The organism is Streptomyces paludis, assembly GCF_003344965.1.
Taxonomy (GTDB): domain Bacteria; phylum Actinomycetota; class Actinomycetes; order Streptomycetales; family Streptomycetaceae; genus Streptomyces; species Streptomyces paludis.
Map to the genome: position 1 here is coordinate 7,802,198 of NZ_CP031194.1, position 17,411 is coordinate 7,819,608.

Genomic DNA, 17,411 nt, shown 5'->3' on the forward strand with positions numbered 1-17,411 from the left:
TGGCGACCGGCCGCTCGGCGTTCGAGCGCCGAGCCGCCGTTGTCGCGACGGACCTGGCTGAGCTGGGCCGTGGCCTGACGGCCGTGCGGGACGGCGCGCCCGGCGCAGGGGTGGTGCGCGGCTCGGCGGAACGAGGCGGTCTGGCCGTCCTGTTCACCGGCCAGGGCGCGCAGCGCGGCGGCATGGGCCGTGAACTGTACGAGCGGTTCCCGGTGTTCGCCGACGCCCTCGACGAGGTGCTGCTGCACCTCGACAGTGAGCTGGACCGCCCGCTGCGGGACGTGATGTGGGCGGACGACACCACGGAGCTGGACCGCACCGCCCACACCCAGCCGGCGCTGTTCGCCATGGAAGTGGCCCTCTACCGGCTCGTGGAGTCCTGGGGCGTGCGGCCCGACCACCTCGCCGGCCACTCGGTCGGTGAGCTGGCCGCCGCACACGTCGCCGGCGTGCTGACGCTGGCCGACGCCGCCAGACTCGTCGCCGCGCGCGGACGGCTGATGCAGGCGCTGCCCCAGGGCGGCGCGATGGTCTCCGTACGGGCGTCCGAGGCGGTCGTCGCGCCGCGCCTGGACGAGCGGCGCGTGTCCGTCGCGGCGGTCAACGGTCCGGAGTCCGTGGTGATCGCCGGGGACGAGGACGAGGTGTTGGCGCTGGCCGAGGGCTTCGAGGCCGACGGGTACCGCACCCGGCGGCTGCGAGTGAGCCATGCCTTCCACTCGCCGCGCATGGACGCGGTGCTCGACGACTTCCGCCGGGTCGCGACGACGCTGACCTACCGGCCACCGCGCATCCCGATCCTGTCCAACGTGACCGGCGAGCCGGTCACCGACGGACAGGTCTGCGACCCCGAGTACTGGGTGCGGCACGTGCGCGCCGCGGTGCGGTTCGCCGACGGCGTCACCTGGCTGGCCGCCCAGGGCGTCCGCGCCTTCCTGGAACTCGGCCCGGACGCGGTGCTGACCGCAATGGCGCGGGAGAACCTGCCCGAGGACGGTGTCGCGGTCGTGGCGTCCCTGCGGCGCGACCGCTCCGAGGCCGCCGCCATCGCCGCGGCGATGGCGACCCTGCACGTGCACGGCGTTTCCGTCGACTGGGCGGCGTACTTCGCGGGCAGCGGCGCCCGCCGGATCGACGTGCCGACCTACGCGTTCCAGCGCGAGCGCTTCTGGCCGGAGCCGGACACCGACCCGGTGCCGCGGCCCGGCGACACCGTGGACGCCGCGTTCTGGGCGGCCGTGGAACAGGCGGACGTCCACTCCCTCGCCGCCGACCTCGATCTGCCCGCCGAGACGGTCTCGGCGATGGTGCCGGCGCTGTCCACCTGGCGCCGCCGCCGCGACGAGGAGTCCGCCGTGGACTCCTTGCGCTACCGCGTCGGCTGGGCCCCGTTGCCCAGCGGCTCCACGCGGCTCGATGGCACCTGGCTGGTGCTGGCGCCCGGCGACTCGGAGTGGGTGACCGCGGCCATCGGCGGTCTTGTCGCCGCAGGCGCGCACACCCTCCGGCTCGACGTCGCGGAGCCCGACCGGGCCGCGCTCGCCGACACACTGCGCGCCCAGGCCGCCGGAGGCGGCTTCGCGGGCGTGGTGTCGCTGCTGTCGGCCGCCGCTTCCGGCGACGGTGTGGTGCCCGCGGGCCTGGTCCTGACCACAGTTGCCGTACAGGCGCTCGGCGACGCCGGGATCACCGCGCCACTGTGGTGCGTCACGCGCGACGCCGTCGCGGTTGACGGCACCGAGGTCCCGGACCCGGCCCAAGCCGCGGTGTGGGGCCTCGGCCGGGTCGCGGCTCTGGAGCGGCCCGGGACCTGGGGCGGCCTGATCGACCTGCCGGCCCGACTCGACACCGTCACCGCGCGAAGGCTGGGCGGTGTGCTCGCCGCGGCCGGTGAGGACCAGGTCGCCGTGCGCGCGGCGGGCGCGTTCGCCCGCAGACTCGCCCACGCCGCCGCGGGTGCCGGGCAGCCGTACAGCCCGCGTGGCACCGTGCTCATCACGGGCGGCACCGGCGGCATCGCCGGGCATGTCGCCCGCTGGCTGGCCGAGGCGGGCGCCGAGCATCTGGTGCTGGCGAGCCGGCGCGGCGCGGACGCGCCCGGCGCCGCGGACCTCGGCGCCGAACTGGAGGCACTCGGCGCGCGGATCACCATCGCCGCGTGCGACGCCGGCGACCGCGAGGCGCTCGCCGCCCTGCTCGCGGGCCTCACGCCGACCGCCGTCTTCCACACGGCGGGCGTGCTGGCGGACGGCGTACTGGACGCGCTCACACCGGAGTCGTTCGCGACCGTGTTCCACGCCAAGACGGCAGCGGCCCGGAACCTGGACGAACTCACTGCGGGGCTGGAACTCGACGCGTTCGTGCTGTTCTCGTCCACCACCGGCACGATCGGGGCGCCGGGGCAGGCGAACTACGCCGCGGCGAACGCCTGGCTGGACGCCTTCGCGGAGTGGCGGCGGGCACAGGGCCGGGTCGCGACCTCGATCTCGTGGGGTCCGTGGGCCGACGCGGGCATGGTCGCCGACGGCGCGCTGGCCGCACGTGTCCGGCGCGGCGGATTCGAGCCGCTGAACTCGCGGACAGGTGTGGACGCGCTGCGACGGGCGGTCGAGCTCGACGATGTGGCGGTGGCTGTCGCGGACGTCGACTGGGCGGCGTTCGTACCGGCGTTCGCGTCGACGCGGCCGGCCCGGCTGGTCCAGGACCTGCCGGAGGTCAAGGCGCTGCGCATGAGCCCGGCCGTGGAGCGCCCGTCCGAGTCCGGACTGCGCGCGAGCCTTGCGGGCCGCCGGGAGAGCGACCGCAAGAAGGTGCTGCTGGAGCTGGTGCGGGGGCAGATCGCCGCCGTGCTCGGGCACTCCGGCGCGGACCGGATCGAGCACGACCGCGCGTTCCGCGATCTGGGCTTCGACTCGGTGACGACGCTGGAACTGCGCAACGGCCTGGCCGCTGCGACCGGTACGACGCTGCCCGCGTCGCTCGTCTACGACTACCCGACGCCGGCGGAGCTGGCGGACTTCCTGCTCGCCGAGATCCTCGGGGACACGGCCGTGCCGGTGGCCCCGGTCGCGACGCGCCCCGTCGACGACGAACCGATCGCCGTCGTCGGCATGGCCTGCCGCTTTCCGGGCGGCGTCAACTCGCCGGAGGACCTGTGGGAACTCGTCGCCGGCGGAGACGACGGCATTGGAACGTTCCCCACGGACCGCGGCTGGGACCTGGCCGCCCTCGCGGCGGGCGCTTCGGCCACGATGGAGGGCGGCTTCCTCCAGGGCGCGGCCGACTTCGACGCGCCGCTCTTCGGTATCTCGCCGCGTGAGGCCATGGCGATGGACCCGCAGCAGCGGCTGCTGCTGGAGACGGCGTGGGAGGCGGTGGAGCGCGCGGGCATCAGCCCCACGGCTCTGCGCGGCTCACAGACCGGCGTCTTCGTCGGCACCAACGGGCAGGACTATCTGGCCGTCCTGCGGACCGCCGCCGAGGATGTGCACGGTCACGCGGCCACCGGCAACACGGCGAGCGTCCTGTCCGGCCGGCTGTCGTACACGCTGGGCCTGGAGGGCCCGGCTGTCACCGTCGACACCGCTTGTTCGTCGTCCCTGGTCGCGATGCACTGGGGCACACGGGCGCTGCGATCCGGCGAGTGCTCGCTCGTGCTGGCGGGCGGTGTGTCGGTGATGTCCACACCGGACTCGATCATGGAGTTCACCACCCAGGGCGGGCTGTCGCCGACCGGCCGGTGCCGTTCCTTCGCCGACGACGCGGACGGCACCGCCTGGGCCGAGGGAGTCGGCGTCCTGGTACTGGAACGGCTGTCCGACGCACGGGCCAACGGTCACCACGTACTGGGCCTGGTAAGTGGCACCGCCGTCAACCAGGACGGTGCCTCCAACGGCCTGACCGCGCCCAGCGGCCCCTCGCAGCAGCGAGTGATCCGTGCCGCGCTCGCCGACGCCGGTCTGACCACACGGGACGTGGACACGGTCGAGGCGCACGGCACCGGCACCGCGCTCGGCGACCCGATCGAGGCGCACGCGCTGCTGGCCACCTACGGCCGGGACCGTGAGACACCGCTGCTGCTCGGTTCGGTGAAGTCGAACTTCGGCCACACGCAGGCCGCCGCGGGCGTCGCCGGTGTCATCAAGATGGTGCTGGCGATGCGGCACGGCACCGTGCCGCCGACCCTGCACGCGGACACACCGTCCTCGCACATCGACTGGTCGGCCGGCATGATCGAACTGGTCACCGACCCGGTCGCGTGGCCGGAGACCGGGCGTCCGCGCAGGGCCGGAGTCTCGGCGTTCGGTATCTCCGGCACCAACGCGCACGTGATCATTGAGCAGGCCCCGGAGGCGGAGCCTGTCGCCGGCTCCGTCAGCCCCGACATCGTGCTGTGGCCGGTGTCCGGCCGCACCCGCGAGGCGCTGGACGCGCAGCGGGGGCGGCTGGAGGCATTCGCGACCGGACACGAACGGGTCGACGTGGCATGGTCGTTGGTCAGCACCCGCGCCCACCTGGCGCACCGGGCGGTGCTGCTGTCCACCGCGGCCGGTGTCGTGGAGACGGTGACCGGCGTGGCACACGGCGGAGGCTCGCTCGCGGTCATGTTCTCCGGACAGGGCTCGCAGCGGCTGGGCATGGGGCGCGAGCTGTACACACGCTTCCCGGCGTTCGCGGTGGCTTTCGACGCGGTGGTCGCCGAGCTGGAGCCCGGCGTCCGCGACGTGATGTGGGGCTCGGACGCCGACGCCCTGAACGACACCGGACGCGCGCAGCCGGCGCTGTTCGCGGTGGAGGTGGCACTGTACCGGCTGGTTGAGTCGTGGGGTGTACGGCCCGACTTTGTCGTCGGGCACTCGGTCGGTGAGATCGCGGCCGCGCATGTCGCCGGTGTGCTGTCGCTGACCGACGCGGCAGCGCTGGTGTCGGCCAGGGCGCGGTTGATGGCCGCGCTGCCGGCCGGCGGCGGCATGACGGCGATCGAGGCCGGCGAGGACGAGGTCCGCGCCCACCTCGTCGACGGCGTGAGCATCGCGGCCGTGAACGGGCCCCGGGCCGTGGTTGTCGCCGGCCGGACGGACGCCGTCGCCCATCTGGCGGCGCGGTTCGCGACCTCCCGTCGGCTGCGGGTGTCACACGCGTTCCACTCACCGCTGATGGACCCGATGCTGGCCGAGTTCCGCGCGGTGGTCGAGGGCCTGTCCTTCCACCGGGCGCGGATCCCGGTGGTGTCCAATGTGTCCGGCGGCATCGCCGGAGATGAGCTGGCCACGCCGGAGTACTGGGTCCAGCACGTACGCGAGGTGGTGCGCTTCGGCGACGGTGTGTCGACGCTGCTCGACGCGGGAGTGGCGACGCTCCTCGAACTCGGCCCGGACGGCGTACTGTCCGCGATGGCGGCCGAGACCGTGCGGGATCGCGGCGCGGAGGCGACCGCCATGGCGGTGCTGCGCCGCGACAGGGGCGAGGAACGCGCGGCCGTCACGGCGCTGGCCCGACTCCACACACGGGGCATCGACGTCGACTGGACCGCATTCTTCGCCGGCAGCGGCGCACACGCCATCGACCTGCCCACCTACGCGTTCCAGCGCGAGCGGTTCTGGCCGACCGCGGCGCACACGACCGCGACCGACCCCGTGGACGCGGAGTTCTGGGCGGCGGTCGACCGCGCGGATCTCGACACACTGGCGTCGACCCTGGATCTCGGCGGCATGGAGCTGTCCGCGGTGGTGCCGGCGCTGTCACAGTGGCGCCGCCGCCGACGCGACCGCGCGGCCACGGCCGGCCTTCGCTACCGAGTCGCATGGCGACCCGTCCGTCAGGAGCCCGGCAGCGGGAGGTGGCTGGCGCTCGTGCCGAACGGCTGGGAGGCGGACGGGACCGTGGCCTCCGCCGTGGCGGCACTGGACGCGGTGCCTGTCGTGCCGGGCGCGGACCTGCCCGCGACCGGCGGTTTCGCCGGAATAGTGTCCCTGCTCGCCGCCACCGACGGCGACGACGTGCCCGACGGTGCCTGGCCCCGGGCGCTGGTGACGGCGTTCGGGGAGAGCGGCCTGCCGGTGTGGCTCGTGACGCGTGGCGCCGTCGCCGTCGTCGACGGCGAGCGGCCCGTACCCGCCCGGGCCGCGCTGTGGGGCGCGGGCCGCGTCGAGGCACTCGACCACGCCGACCGCTGGGGCGGCCTGGTCGACCTGGACGGCCCGGTGACCACCACCACATCCGAGCACCTCAAGGCCGCGCTCGGCGGGGCGGAGGACCAGGCCGCCGTGCGCGATCACGGCGTGCTGGCCCGCAGGCTGGTGCGAGCCGAGGGACTTGACGCGCGGTGGACCGCCACCGGCACGGTGCTCGTCACCGGCGCCGACACCCCCGAAGGCGTTCGTGTGGCGAGCTGGCTGGCCGACCGGGGCGCGCCCGGCCTGCTGCTGCTCGGCGGTGACCCCGGCGACCTGGGTGTACCGGTCACGGTGTCCGACGTAAACCCCGAGGACCCGGACGCGCTGGCCGCGCTGCTCGCCGAGCACACCGTCTCGGCGGTGTTCGTCACGGGCGACGCGGGCGCCGACGCCCTGGCCGCGCTGCTGCACGACACCCCGCTCGACGCGTTTGTGCTGTTCGGCTCGGTCGCCGGCACATGGGGAGTACGGGACAGGGGCGAGCAGGCCGCCGCCGACGCCCGGCACGAGGCCGTCGCCGCCGAGCGCCGGGCCCGCGGCCTGGCCGGCGTCGCGGTGTTCTGGGGCGCCTGGGTCGGCAGCGAGCACGACGGGATGGCACGGCACCTTCAGCTCAACGGCCTGCCGGCCATGGAGCCCGGTCGTGCCCTCACCGCTCTGGACGGTGTGCTCGGCGGCGCGGTCGACGTGACGGTCGCCGATGTGGAATGGGAGACCTTCGCCCCCGCGTTCACCCGCGACCGGCGCAGCAGGCTGTTCGCCGAGCTGCCCGAGGCCGCCGTCGCGCAACCGGTGGCACATGGTCTGCGCGACCGCCTGCTGGCCCTGCCCGGGCAGGACCGCGCGGATGAGGTGCGCACCCTGGTCCGCGACCGGGTGGCGGCTGTGCTCGGTCACGCGGCCGGCACGGCGATCGAGCCGGACCTGCCGTTCAAGGATCTCGGCGTCGACTCACTGACCGCGGTCGACCTGCGCAACCAGCTCGGCGAGTTGAGCGGGCTGGCGCTGCCGGCCACGCTGGTCTTCGACCATCCGACGCCCGCCGCGCTGGCCGGCCATCTGCTGGCCGAGCTGCTCGGCGAGCGGACCGAGCGGCTCGCGCCGGCGCGAGCCGCCGTCGCTGACGACGACCCGGTGGTCATCGTCGGCATGGCCTGCCGCTACCCGGGTGGTGTCGGGTCGCCGGAAGAGCTGTGGGAGCTGATCGTGGCGGGCACCGACGCCATCGGGCCCATGCCCACGGACCGCGGCTGGGACCTGGCCGGACTGTTCGAGGCCGGACCGGAGGGGAGTTCGCGCACGGTGGCGCGCGGCGGCGGATTCCTGTCCGAGGCGGCCGACTTCGACCCGACGTTCTTCGGTATCTCGCCGCGCGAGGCGGTCATCATGGACCCGCAGCAGCGGCTGGTGCTCGAATCGGCGTGGGAGGCGCTGGAGCGCGCCGGCGTCGACCCGGCCGGGCTGCGCGGCTCGGACGCGGGCGTCTACGTCGGCGGTATCAGCGGCGACTACCGGCCCGTCGCGGACGGCCGTGACTGGCAGACCGCTCAGTCCGCGAGCCTGCTGTCCGGCCGCCTCGCCTACACCTTCGGCCTGGAGGGACCGACGGTCTCGGTGGATACGGCGTGCTCGTCGTCCCTGGTCGCGCTGCATCTGGCGGCTCAGGCGCTGCGCTCGGGTGAGACGGACCTGGCACTCGCCGGTGGTGTGGCGGTGATGTCCACGCCGGTCAACTTCGTGGAGTTCACCGACCTCGGCGCGCTGTCGCCGGACGGCCGTTGCAAGGCGTTCTCGGAGGCCGCGGACGGCACCGGCTGGGCCGAGGGCGTGGGCATGATCGTCCTGGAGCGGATGTCCGACGCGCGACGCAACGGCCACGAGGTGCTCGCGGTGATGCGCGGCTCGGCCATCAACCAGGACGGTGCCTCCAACGGCCTGACGGCGCCGAGTGGCCCCGCGCAGCAACGGGTCATCCACCGGGCGCTGGCGGCGGCCGGCCTGGCGCCGTCCGACGTGGACGCCGTGGAGGCGCACGGCACCGGCACCAGGCTGGGCGACCCGATCGAGGCGCAGGCGCTGCTGGCGACCTACGGCCGTGACCGGGAGACCCCGCTGCTGCTCGGTTCCGTGAAGTCCAACATCGGCCACACGCAGGCGGCGTCCGGTGTCGCCGGTGTCATTAAGATGGTGCTGGCCATGCGGTACGGCATGCTCCCGCGCACCCTGCACGCCGACACGCCGTCCTCGCACGTCGACTGGTCGTCCGGCTCGGTGCGGCTTGTCACCGAGCCGACGGCCTGGCCGCAGAACGACCGGGTACGCCGCGCCGCGGTGTCGTCCTTCGGAGCCAGCGGCACCAACGCGCACCTGATCCTGGAGCAGGCGCCGCCCGTCGCCACCGAGACGGCTCCCGAGCGTCCGCACGGCATGCTGGCGGTGCCGCTGTCCGCGGTGACCGGTGCGGCACTGCGGGACCAGGCCCGCCGTCTTCTCGACACGGACCTCACCTCGCTGCCGGACCTGGGATTCTCCCTCGGTACCACCCGCGGCGTGTTCGACCGGCGCGCCGCCGTGCTCGCGGCCGACACCAGTGCCCTGCGGGCCGGGCTCACCGCCCTCGCCGAAGGCACACGGTCGCCGGCCGTGCTCACGGATCGCGCCGGCAGCGGCGCGGTGGCGCTCCTCTTCACCGGGCAGGGCTCGCAGCGCGTCGGCATGGGCCGCCGCCTCCACGCGCTGTACCCGGTGTTCGCGGAGGCGTTCGACGCGGTCGTCGCGGCGCTGGATCCCCATCTGGCGCGCCCGCTGCGTGACGTCATGTGGTTCGGCACGGACGGCGCCCTCGACCGGACGGAGTTCACCCAGACCGCGCTGTTCGCACTGGAAGTGGCCCTGTACCGGCTGGTGGAGTCCTGGGGCGTCAAGCCCGACTTCCTGGCCGGGCACTCCATCGGCGAGCTGGCCGCGGCCCACGTGGCCGGCGTGTTCTCGCTGGCCGACGCGGCGGCGCTGGTCGCGGCCCGCGGACGGCTGATGCAGGCGCTGCCGACCGGCGGCGCGATGGTCTCCGTACAGGCGTCCGAGGACGAGGTGACTCCGCTGCTCACCGACGCCGTGTCCATCGCCGCGGTGAACGGCCCCGAGGCAGTGGTGATCGCCGGCGACGCCGCCGCCGCGGACGCGGTGGCCGCGTACTTCGCGGAGCGGGGACGCAGGACCAAGCGGCTCAACGTCAGCCACGCGTTCCACTCCCCGCACATGGACGCGATGCTCGGCGACTTCGAGAGCGTGGCCCGCCAGGTGACCTACCACGCCCCGACGACACGGCTGGTGTCCACACTCACGGGCGAGGTCGTCGAGCCGGGGAACCTCATCGCGGATCCGGCCTACTGGGTCCGGCACGTCCGCGACTCGGTCCGGTTCGCCGACGGCGTACGGACCCTGCTGGCGCGTGGCGTGACGACGTTCCTGGAGATCGGTCCGGACGGTGTGCTCACCGCGATGGCGCAGGACACCATCGCGATGAGTGGCGCAGGCCCGGTCGCGGTCGCCTCGCTGCGCCGGGACCGGGACGAGGACGCGGCGCTGGCCGCCGCGCTCGGCACTCTCTTCACACGGGGCGTCCGTGTCGACTGGGCCGGGGTGCACGCCGGTGCTCGCCGGATCGGACTGCCCACCTACCCCTTCCAGCACGAGAGGTTCTGGCCGGAGGTGCCGGCCGCCACGGCGGTGTCCGCTGTCCGACGCGACGACGAGCGCTTCTGGGAGGCCGTCGCGGAGACCGACCTCGACTCCCTGGAGTCCTTGCTCGACGTCGACGGCGAGGCGCTGGCGAAGGTCATGCCGAAGCTACTCGACTGGCGGCGGGAGAAGGACGGACAGGCCACGGTCGACAGCTGGCGGCACCGGATCGCGTGGCGCCCCCTCGCAGGGCGCCGCGGCGCCGTCACGGGCCCATGGCTCGCGGTGCTGCCGGCCGGTCCGGCCCGCGACGCCTGGGCGGAGAAGGTGATCGGGACACTCGGCCCGAACACCGTCCTCGTGGAGAGCGGTGACACGGACCGCGAGCACGTGGCCGCGCGGCTGCGCGAGCGGACGGACGGCATACGGTTCGCCGGCGTTCTCTCGCTGCTCGCGCTGGACGAGACGATGGTGGGCGCGGTGCCGAACGGCGTGCTGCTGACCGCGGCGCTCGTGCAGGCCCTCGGCGATGCCGGCATCACCGCCCCGCTGTGGTGCGCCACGCGGGGTGCGGTGTCGGTGCAGGCGGGTGAGCCGCCGGCGCACCCGGTGCAGGCGGCGGTGTGGGGTCTCGGGCGCATCGTGGCTCTCGAACACCCCGACCGCTGGGGCGGTCTTGTGGACCTGCCGCCGCTTCTGGACGGGGCCACGGCGGCCCGACTGCCGGGAGCCCTGTGCGGCGAGGGCGGTGAGGATCAGGTCGCGGTGCGGCCGGGCGCGGTGTTCGGTCGGCGGCTCGTCGCGGCGCCGGCGTCCGGTCCGGACCGTCTGTGGTCGCCCGACGGCACGGTCCTGGTGACCGGTGGCACCGGCGCTCTGGCCGCGCACGTCGCCAGGTCGCTCGCCGCGGAGGGCGTGCCCCACGTCCTGCTCGCCAGCCGTCGCGGCGAGGCCGCGCCCGGCGCCGCCGCACTGCGCGCGGAGCTGGAGGGCCTCGGGGCACGTGTCACCATCGCCGCGTGCGATGTGGCCGACCGGGCCGGCCTGACCGCGCTGCTGGACGGCATCCCGGCCGGGCATCCGCTGACCGCGGTCGTGCACACGGCGGGTGTACTCGACGACGGGGTGGTCGACGCGCTGACACCGGAACGCTTCCAGGACGTGTTCCGTGCCAAGGTGGCCTCGGCGCTGCTGCTCGACGAGCTGACACGCGGTCTCGGCCTGACCGCGTTCGTGCTGTTCTCGTCCGCGTCCGGCACGGTGGGAAACCCCGGCCAGGCCAACTACGCCGCCGCGAACGCGGTGCTCGACGCGCTGGCCGACCAGCGTCGTGCGAAGGGCCTGCCGGCCACATCGATCGCGTGGGGTGCCTGGGGCGGCGGTGGCATGGCCGCCGGCGCACACGCCGACGAGGGCGCGCGGCGCACCGGCGTCGGCGCGATGGAGCCCGCTCTCGCCGTGACGGCGCTGCGGCAGCTTGTCGCGGAGCCGGCCGCGACCGCGGTGGTGGCCCAGGTGACCGCCGCGGCGTTCCTCCGCGGCACCACGGGCTCCCGGTTGCGGACGTTGCTTCAGGAACTGCCCGGAGGCGGGCATCCGAACGCCCCGGAGCAGCAGCGGGAGCAGGCGCCGCAACTGCTGACTCGGCTCGCGGGCCTGACTCCGGTGCGGCGCGGGGAGGAAGTGCTCCGGTTGGTTCAGGACAGTGCCGCCGCGGTGCTCGGCCACGCCGACGCCGAGCTGGTCGGAGCCGACAAGGTATTCCGGGACATGGGCTTCGACTCGCTGAGCGGCGTGGAGCTGCGCAACCGGCTCACCGCCGTGACCGGGCTGACACTGCCGTCCACGCTGGTGTTCGACCAGCCCTCGCCCGCGGCGATGACCGCGTATCTGCTCGACGAGTTCCGGCTCGACGGGGAGAGCGGCGGGGGGCCGGCCGACGGGGACGAAACGGCCGTTCGCGCGCTGCTCGCCTCCGTGTCGCTCGGCCGGCTCCGCGAGATAGGTGTACTGGAGCCGCTGCTGCAACTGGCCGGCCGCGGCGACGGACTCGCGGAATCCAGCGAGGACGACGACGCCAACCGGATCGACGTCGACGAGATGACCGTGGACGACCTGGTCCGAGCCGCGCTGAACAGCTCGTCGGACCTGACGCTCGACTGAGGAGGGTAAATTCCGGTGACTACAGCCAAGGACAGCACCGACAAGGTCGTCCAGGCGTTGCGTACGGCCGTGAGGGAGAACGAGCGGCTGCGCGCGCAGAACCAGCGGCTGGTCTCGGCTGCCACCGAGCCCATCGCGATCGTCGGCATGGCATGTCGGTTCCCGGGCGGCGTCGCGTCGCCCGAGGACCTGTGGCGGCTGGTCGCCGCGGGCGGTGATGCCATCGCTCCGATTCCCGCCGACCGCGGCTGGGACATCGGGGAGCTGGCGGGCGGCGGCGACACCACACTGCTCGGCGGCTTTCTGCCGGAGGCCGCCGACTTCGACCCCGCGTTCTTCGGCATCTCGCCGAGGGAAGCGCTGGCGATGGACCCACAGCAGCGGCTGTTGCTGGAGACCTCGTGGGAGGCGTTCGAACGGGCCGGGATCGACCCGGCATCGCGGCGCGGGAGCCGGACCGGTGTGTTCGTCGGCACCAACGGCCAGGACTACGCGTATCTGATGGTGCGTTCTCCGGCGGAGAGCACGGGCGAGGTGGGCACCGGCATCGCGGCCAGCGCGATGTCCGGCCGGCTCTCCTACACCCTCGGGCTGGAGGGGCCGGCGGTCACGGTGGACACAGCGTGTTCGTCGTCGCTCGTCGCGCTGCACTGGGCCGCGCAGGCACTGCGGGCCGGCGAGTGCACGCTGGCGCTGGCCGGCGGTGTGAACGTGATGAGCACGCCGGGCGCGCTGGTGGAGTTCTCCAAGCAGGGCGGGCTCGCCCCGGACGGGCGCTGCAAGGCGTTCGCCGACGAGGCCGACGGCACCGGCTGGGCCGAGGGCGTCGGCATGCTTCTGCTGGAGCGATTGTCCGACGCCCGCCGTAACAACCACCCGGTCCTCGCGCTGGTACGCGGCTCGGCGATCAACCAGGACGGCGCGTCCAACGGTTTCACGGCGCCGAGCGGGCCGTCGCAACAGCGGGTGATCCGCGCGGCGCTGGCCAACGCCCGGCTCACCGGGAACGATGTCGACGCCGTGGAGGCGCACGGCACCGGCACCAGGCTGGGCGACCCGATCGAGGCGCAGGCGCTGCTGGCGACTTACGGCCGTGACCGGGAGACCCCGCTGCTGCTGGGATCCGTGAAGTCGAACTTCGGGCACACGCAGGCCGCCGCGGGCGTCGCCGGCGTGATCAAGATGGTCCAGGCCATGCGGTACGGCGTGCTTCCGCGTACCCTCCACGCGCGGAACCGGTCCTCCCAGGTGAACTGGTCGACGGGCTCGATCGAGCTGCTGACCGACGACACGCCCTGGCCACGGACGGGACGGCCGCGCCGCGCCGCCGTCTCCTCGTTCGGCATCTCAGGCACCAACGCGCACACAATCCTGGAACAGGCGCCCCCGCCGGCGCCTGCCGGGCAGAGCCCGGTCCGCGACGCGGTGGTGCCGTGGCTCGTGTCCGGCCGGACGCTTCCCGCGCTGGGGGACCAGGTCGTACGGCTGGCCGGGAACGTGGGGACGGCGAGCGCCGTCGACGTGGCCGCCACGCTGGCCACCGGCCGTACCGCCCACGAACACCGTGTCGCCGCCGTCGGCCGCGGCACCGGGGAACTCGCGTCGGCACTCTCGGCGTGGGCATCGGGCGACCCCGTGCCGGGTGTGGTGTCGGACACCGCCACCCGCACCGGGAAGCTGGCCGTGGTGTTCACCGGCCAAGGCTCCCAGCGGCTCGGTATGGGCCGTGACCTGCACGCCCGGTTCCCTGCCTTCGCCGCGGCCTTCGACGAGGCCGCCACCGAACTGGACCGGCACCTGCCCGGCTCGGTCCGTCAGGTCGTCTGGGGCGCGGACGCCGACACTTTGAACGGCACCCACTGGTCCCAGCCGGCGCTGTTCGCCGTCGAAGTGGCGCTCTACCGGCTCGTCGAGTCCTGGGGTGTGCGGGCCGACCTCGTGGCCGGCCACTCGCTCGGCGAGATCACCGCCGCGCACGTGTCCGGGGTGCTGAGCCTCTCCGACGCGTGCCGGCTGGTCGCCGCCCGCGCTGTGCTGATGGGTGCGCTGCCGGCCGACGGGGCGATGCTCGCCGTGGCGGTGAACGAGGCCGAGATCGCGCCACTGCTCGACGCCACGGTATCGCTGGCGGCGGTCAACGGCCCGACGGCCGTGGTCGTCGCCGGGGACCGGGACGCGGTCGAGCGCGTCGCCGCGGCGTCCGACGAACGTGGCTGGAAGCACAAACGGCTCACCGTGTCGCACGCCTTCCACTCGCCGCACATGGATCCGATGCTGAGTGACTTCGCCGACGCCATCGCGGGAATCGAGTTCGGCGAGCCGGAGATCCCACTGGTCTCCTCCGTGACGGGCACGGTCGCGGAGGCCGCGCGGATTCGCGACGCCGCCTACTGGGTGGCGCACGTGCGCCTGCCCGTACGGTTCGCCGACGGTGTGGGCGCGTTGGTCGCCGCCGGTGCGACGACCTTCCTGGAACTGGGCCCCGACGCGACGCTGTGCGCCATGGTCCAGGACGCCGCGCCGGACCGCGTCACCACCATCCCCGTACTGCGCGTTGGCCGCGACGAGGAGACCACCGTGGTGACGGCGCTCGCCAGCCTGTTCGTACGCGGCGAGCACGTGGCGTGGGACACGTTCTTCGAGCAGCTCGGCACTCGTCCGGTGGACCTGCCCACCTATGCGTTCCAGCGCTCCCGGTTCTGGCCCGGCGCCGGGGCCGGCGGCGACGCCGCGTCCCTCGGGCAGGCCGCGCTCGGCCACGCTCTGCTCGGCTCGTCCGTGGAACTGGCCGGCGACGGCGGCGTGGTGCTCACCGGCCGGCTTTCGACAGCCGTCCAGCCGTGGCTGGCGGATCACGTCATCCGGGGCCGGACCCTCTTCCCCGGCACGGGATTCGCCGAACTGGCGCTGCGCGCGGCTGAGGAGACCGGCGCGGACGCCGTCGAGGAGCTGACCCTTTCGGTGCCACTGGAGCTGCCCCGGCATGGCGCCGTCGCCCTCCAGGTGCGGGTGGGCCCGGCCGACGAGAACGGCCGGCGGCCGGTGGGTATCCACTCCCGCGACGCCGAGCACGCCGGCGAGTGGCTCCAGCACGCCGCGGGCACGCTCGGCACCGGAACCCCGCGGGCCGCCATGGACTTCGCGGCGGCGTGGCCGCCGCCCGGCACCGATCAGGTCGACCTGTCCGGCTTCTACGACCGCGGCGACTACGGACCGGCCTTCCAGGGCCTGCGCGCGGTGTGGCGGCGCGACGGCGAGGCGTTCGCGGAGGTGGCGCTGCCCGCCGAGGCCCGTGGCACGGACCGTACGGGCATTCACCCGGCGCTGCTGGACGCCGTGCTGCACGCTGTCGGCTGGGTCGAGTCGGCGGACGGCGGCCGCGGTGTGCTGCCGTTCTCGTGGGAGGACGTGGCCCTGCACCGCACGGGCGCCACCGCGCTGCGCGTGCGGCTCTCGCGCCGCGGTCACGAGGCCGTCGCGATCGAGGCCGTGGACGGCACGGGCCGACCTGTGGTGACGGTCGGCAAGCTGGTGCTGCGCGCGCCGTCGGAGCGGGACACGACGCGGCGTCCCGACTGGCTGTTCCGTGTCGACTGGACACCGTTCGCCGCCCGGCCGGTGACCGGGACCTTCGCGGTGCTCGGCGCGGAGCCGGGCGGACTTCCCGGCGCGGCGCGGTACGACACCATCGACGCCGCGCTCGCAGCCGGCCCGGACGTGGTGTTCGCCCCGGTCGCAGGAGCTTCCGTGCTCGACGCGACGACGCGGACGCTCGGCCTGGTGCAGGAGTGGCTCGCCGACGAGCGTGCCGAGGAGGTGCCGCTGGTGTTCGTCACCGACGGCGCTGTGTCCGGGGCGGACACTCCGGCCGCCGGTGTGTGGGGCCTGGTGCGGACCGCGCAGTTCGAGAACCCGGAACGTTTCGTGCTGCTCGACGCCTCCGCCGACGAGTGGCCTCTGCTCGCGGTGGTGCCGGAACTCGTGGCGGCGGGAGAGACCCAAGCCGTCATTGAGGAAGGCACCGTGAAGGTCGGCCGGCTGGTCCGGTTCACCGGCGGGGAGCGGCCGTTCGACTGGGACCCGCACGGTACGGTGCTTGTCACCGGCGGCACCGGCGGCCTTGGCAGCGTGCTGGCCCGGCACCTCGTCGCGGAGCGCGGCGTGCGAAAGCTGCTGCTGCTCAGCAGACGCGGCCCCGCGGCGCCCGGCGCGAGTGAACTCGCGGCCGAACTCACCGGGCACGGCGCGGACGTCGACATCGTCGCCTGCGATGTCGCGGACCGCGACGCCCTGGCAGCCGTGCTCGACGGGCGTACGGTAACCGCCGTCGTACACACCGCGGGTCTGCTGGACGACGGTGTCGTCACCACGCTCACCCGGGATCGGCTCAACAGTGTGCTACGGCCCAAGGCGGACGCCGCCCGGCACCTGCACGAACTGACCCACGACCTCGCGGCGTTCGTGTTGTTCTCCTCCGTCGCGGGCACGCTTGGCAGCCCCGGCCAGGGAAACTACTCCGCAGCCAACGCCGCCCTTGACGCACTCGCCAGGGAGCGGCACGCGGCCGGTCAGGCCGCGCTGTCGCTGGCGTGGGGGCCATGGGCGCAGGACGCCGGCATGACCGGTGCGCTGACCGAGACCGACGTCAAGCGTATGGCGGATTCCGGTTCCGTGCCGCTCACGGTGGCGCAGGGGCTCGCGCTCTTCGACGCGGCCGTCACCACCGACGAACCGGTGCTCGTACCACTGGCGGTGCACGCCGGCGCCCGCGGCGCCGCACACCATCCGCTCCTGCGCGGTCTGGTACGCACGGAACGCCGCCGCCCGTCGGCCGACGCGGCTCCGGCGGTGCCCGCCGTGGACCGGCTCGCCGGGCTGGACGAGCAGGGACGGACACGGTTCGTCCTCGACCTGGTGCGTGCGGAGGTGGCGGCGGTGCTGGCGCACGATTCCACGGACGGCATCGGCGACGACCGCGAGTTCCGCGACCTGGGCATGGATTCGCTGACCGCCGTCGAACTGCGCAACCGGCTCGCGACGGTCACCGGGCTGCGGATGTCCGCGACGCTGGTGTTCGACTACCCGACCCCGGCCGTGCTCGCCGCCCACCTGCTGCCCCGGCTCGGCGGTGGCACGACCGCCAAGGCGCAGGGCCCGAACCCGCTGGCCGAGCTGGACCGGCTGGAGTCCGCGCTGGCGGGCGCCGACCCCGACCCGATCACCCGCGCCGGGATTTCCGCTCGGCTGCGCGGCCTCGCGGCGCAGTGGGCCACCCCCGGTGCCGAGCCCGACGGCGAGGCCGTCACGGAACAGATCTCCTCGGCCAGCGCCGACGAGATCTTCGCCTTCATCGACAACGAGCTCGGCCGGCTCAACGACCGCTGAACCCCA

At 74.2% G+C, this 17,411-nt stretch carries 2 protein-coding genes (1 of these 2 cut by a window edge); both read left to right on the forward strand.

What is annotated here, in order from left to right:
* Positions 1–12,020, forward strand: the final stretch of a protein-coding gene (locus DVK44_RS33990) for a type I polyketide synthase (RefSeq protein WP_228447487.1). The gene continues 15,682 nt to the left of window position 1, outside the view; only the last 12,020 of its 27,702 coding nucleotides appear in the window; the start codon falls outside the window, past its left edge; its stop codon occupies positions 12,018–12,020.
* A gap of 15 nt (positions 12,021–12,035) precedes the next feature.
* On the forward strand, positions 12,036–17,405 hold the full coding sequence (locus DVK44_RS33995; protein ID WP_114664455.1) for a type I polyketide synthase: 5,370 nt from the start codon (positions 12,036–12,038) through the stop codon (positions 17,403–17,405).
* Positions 17,406–17,411: the final 6 nt, after the last annotated feature.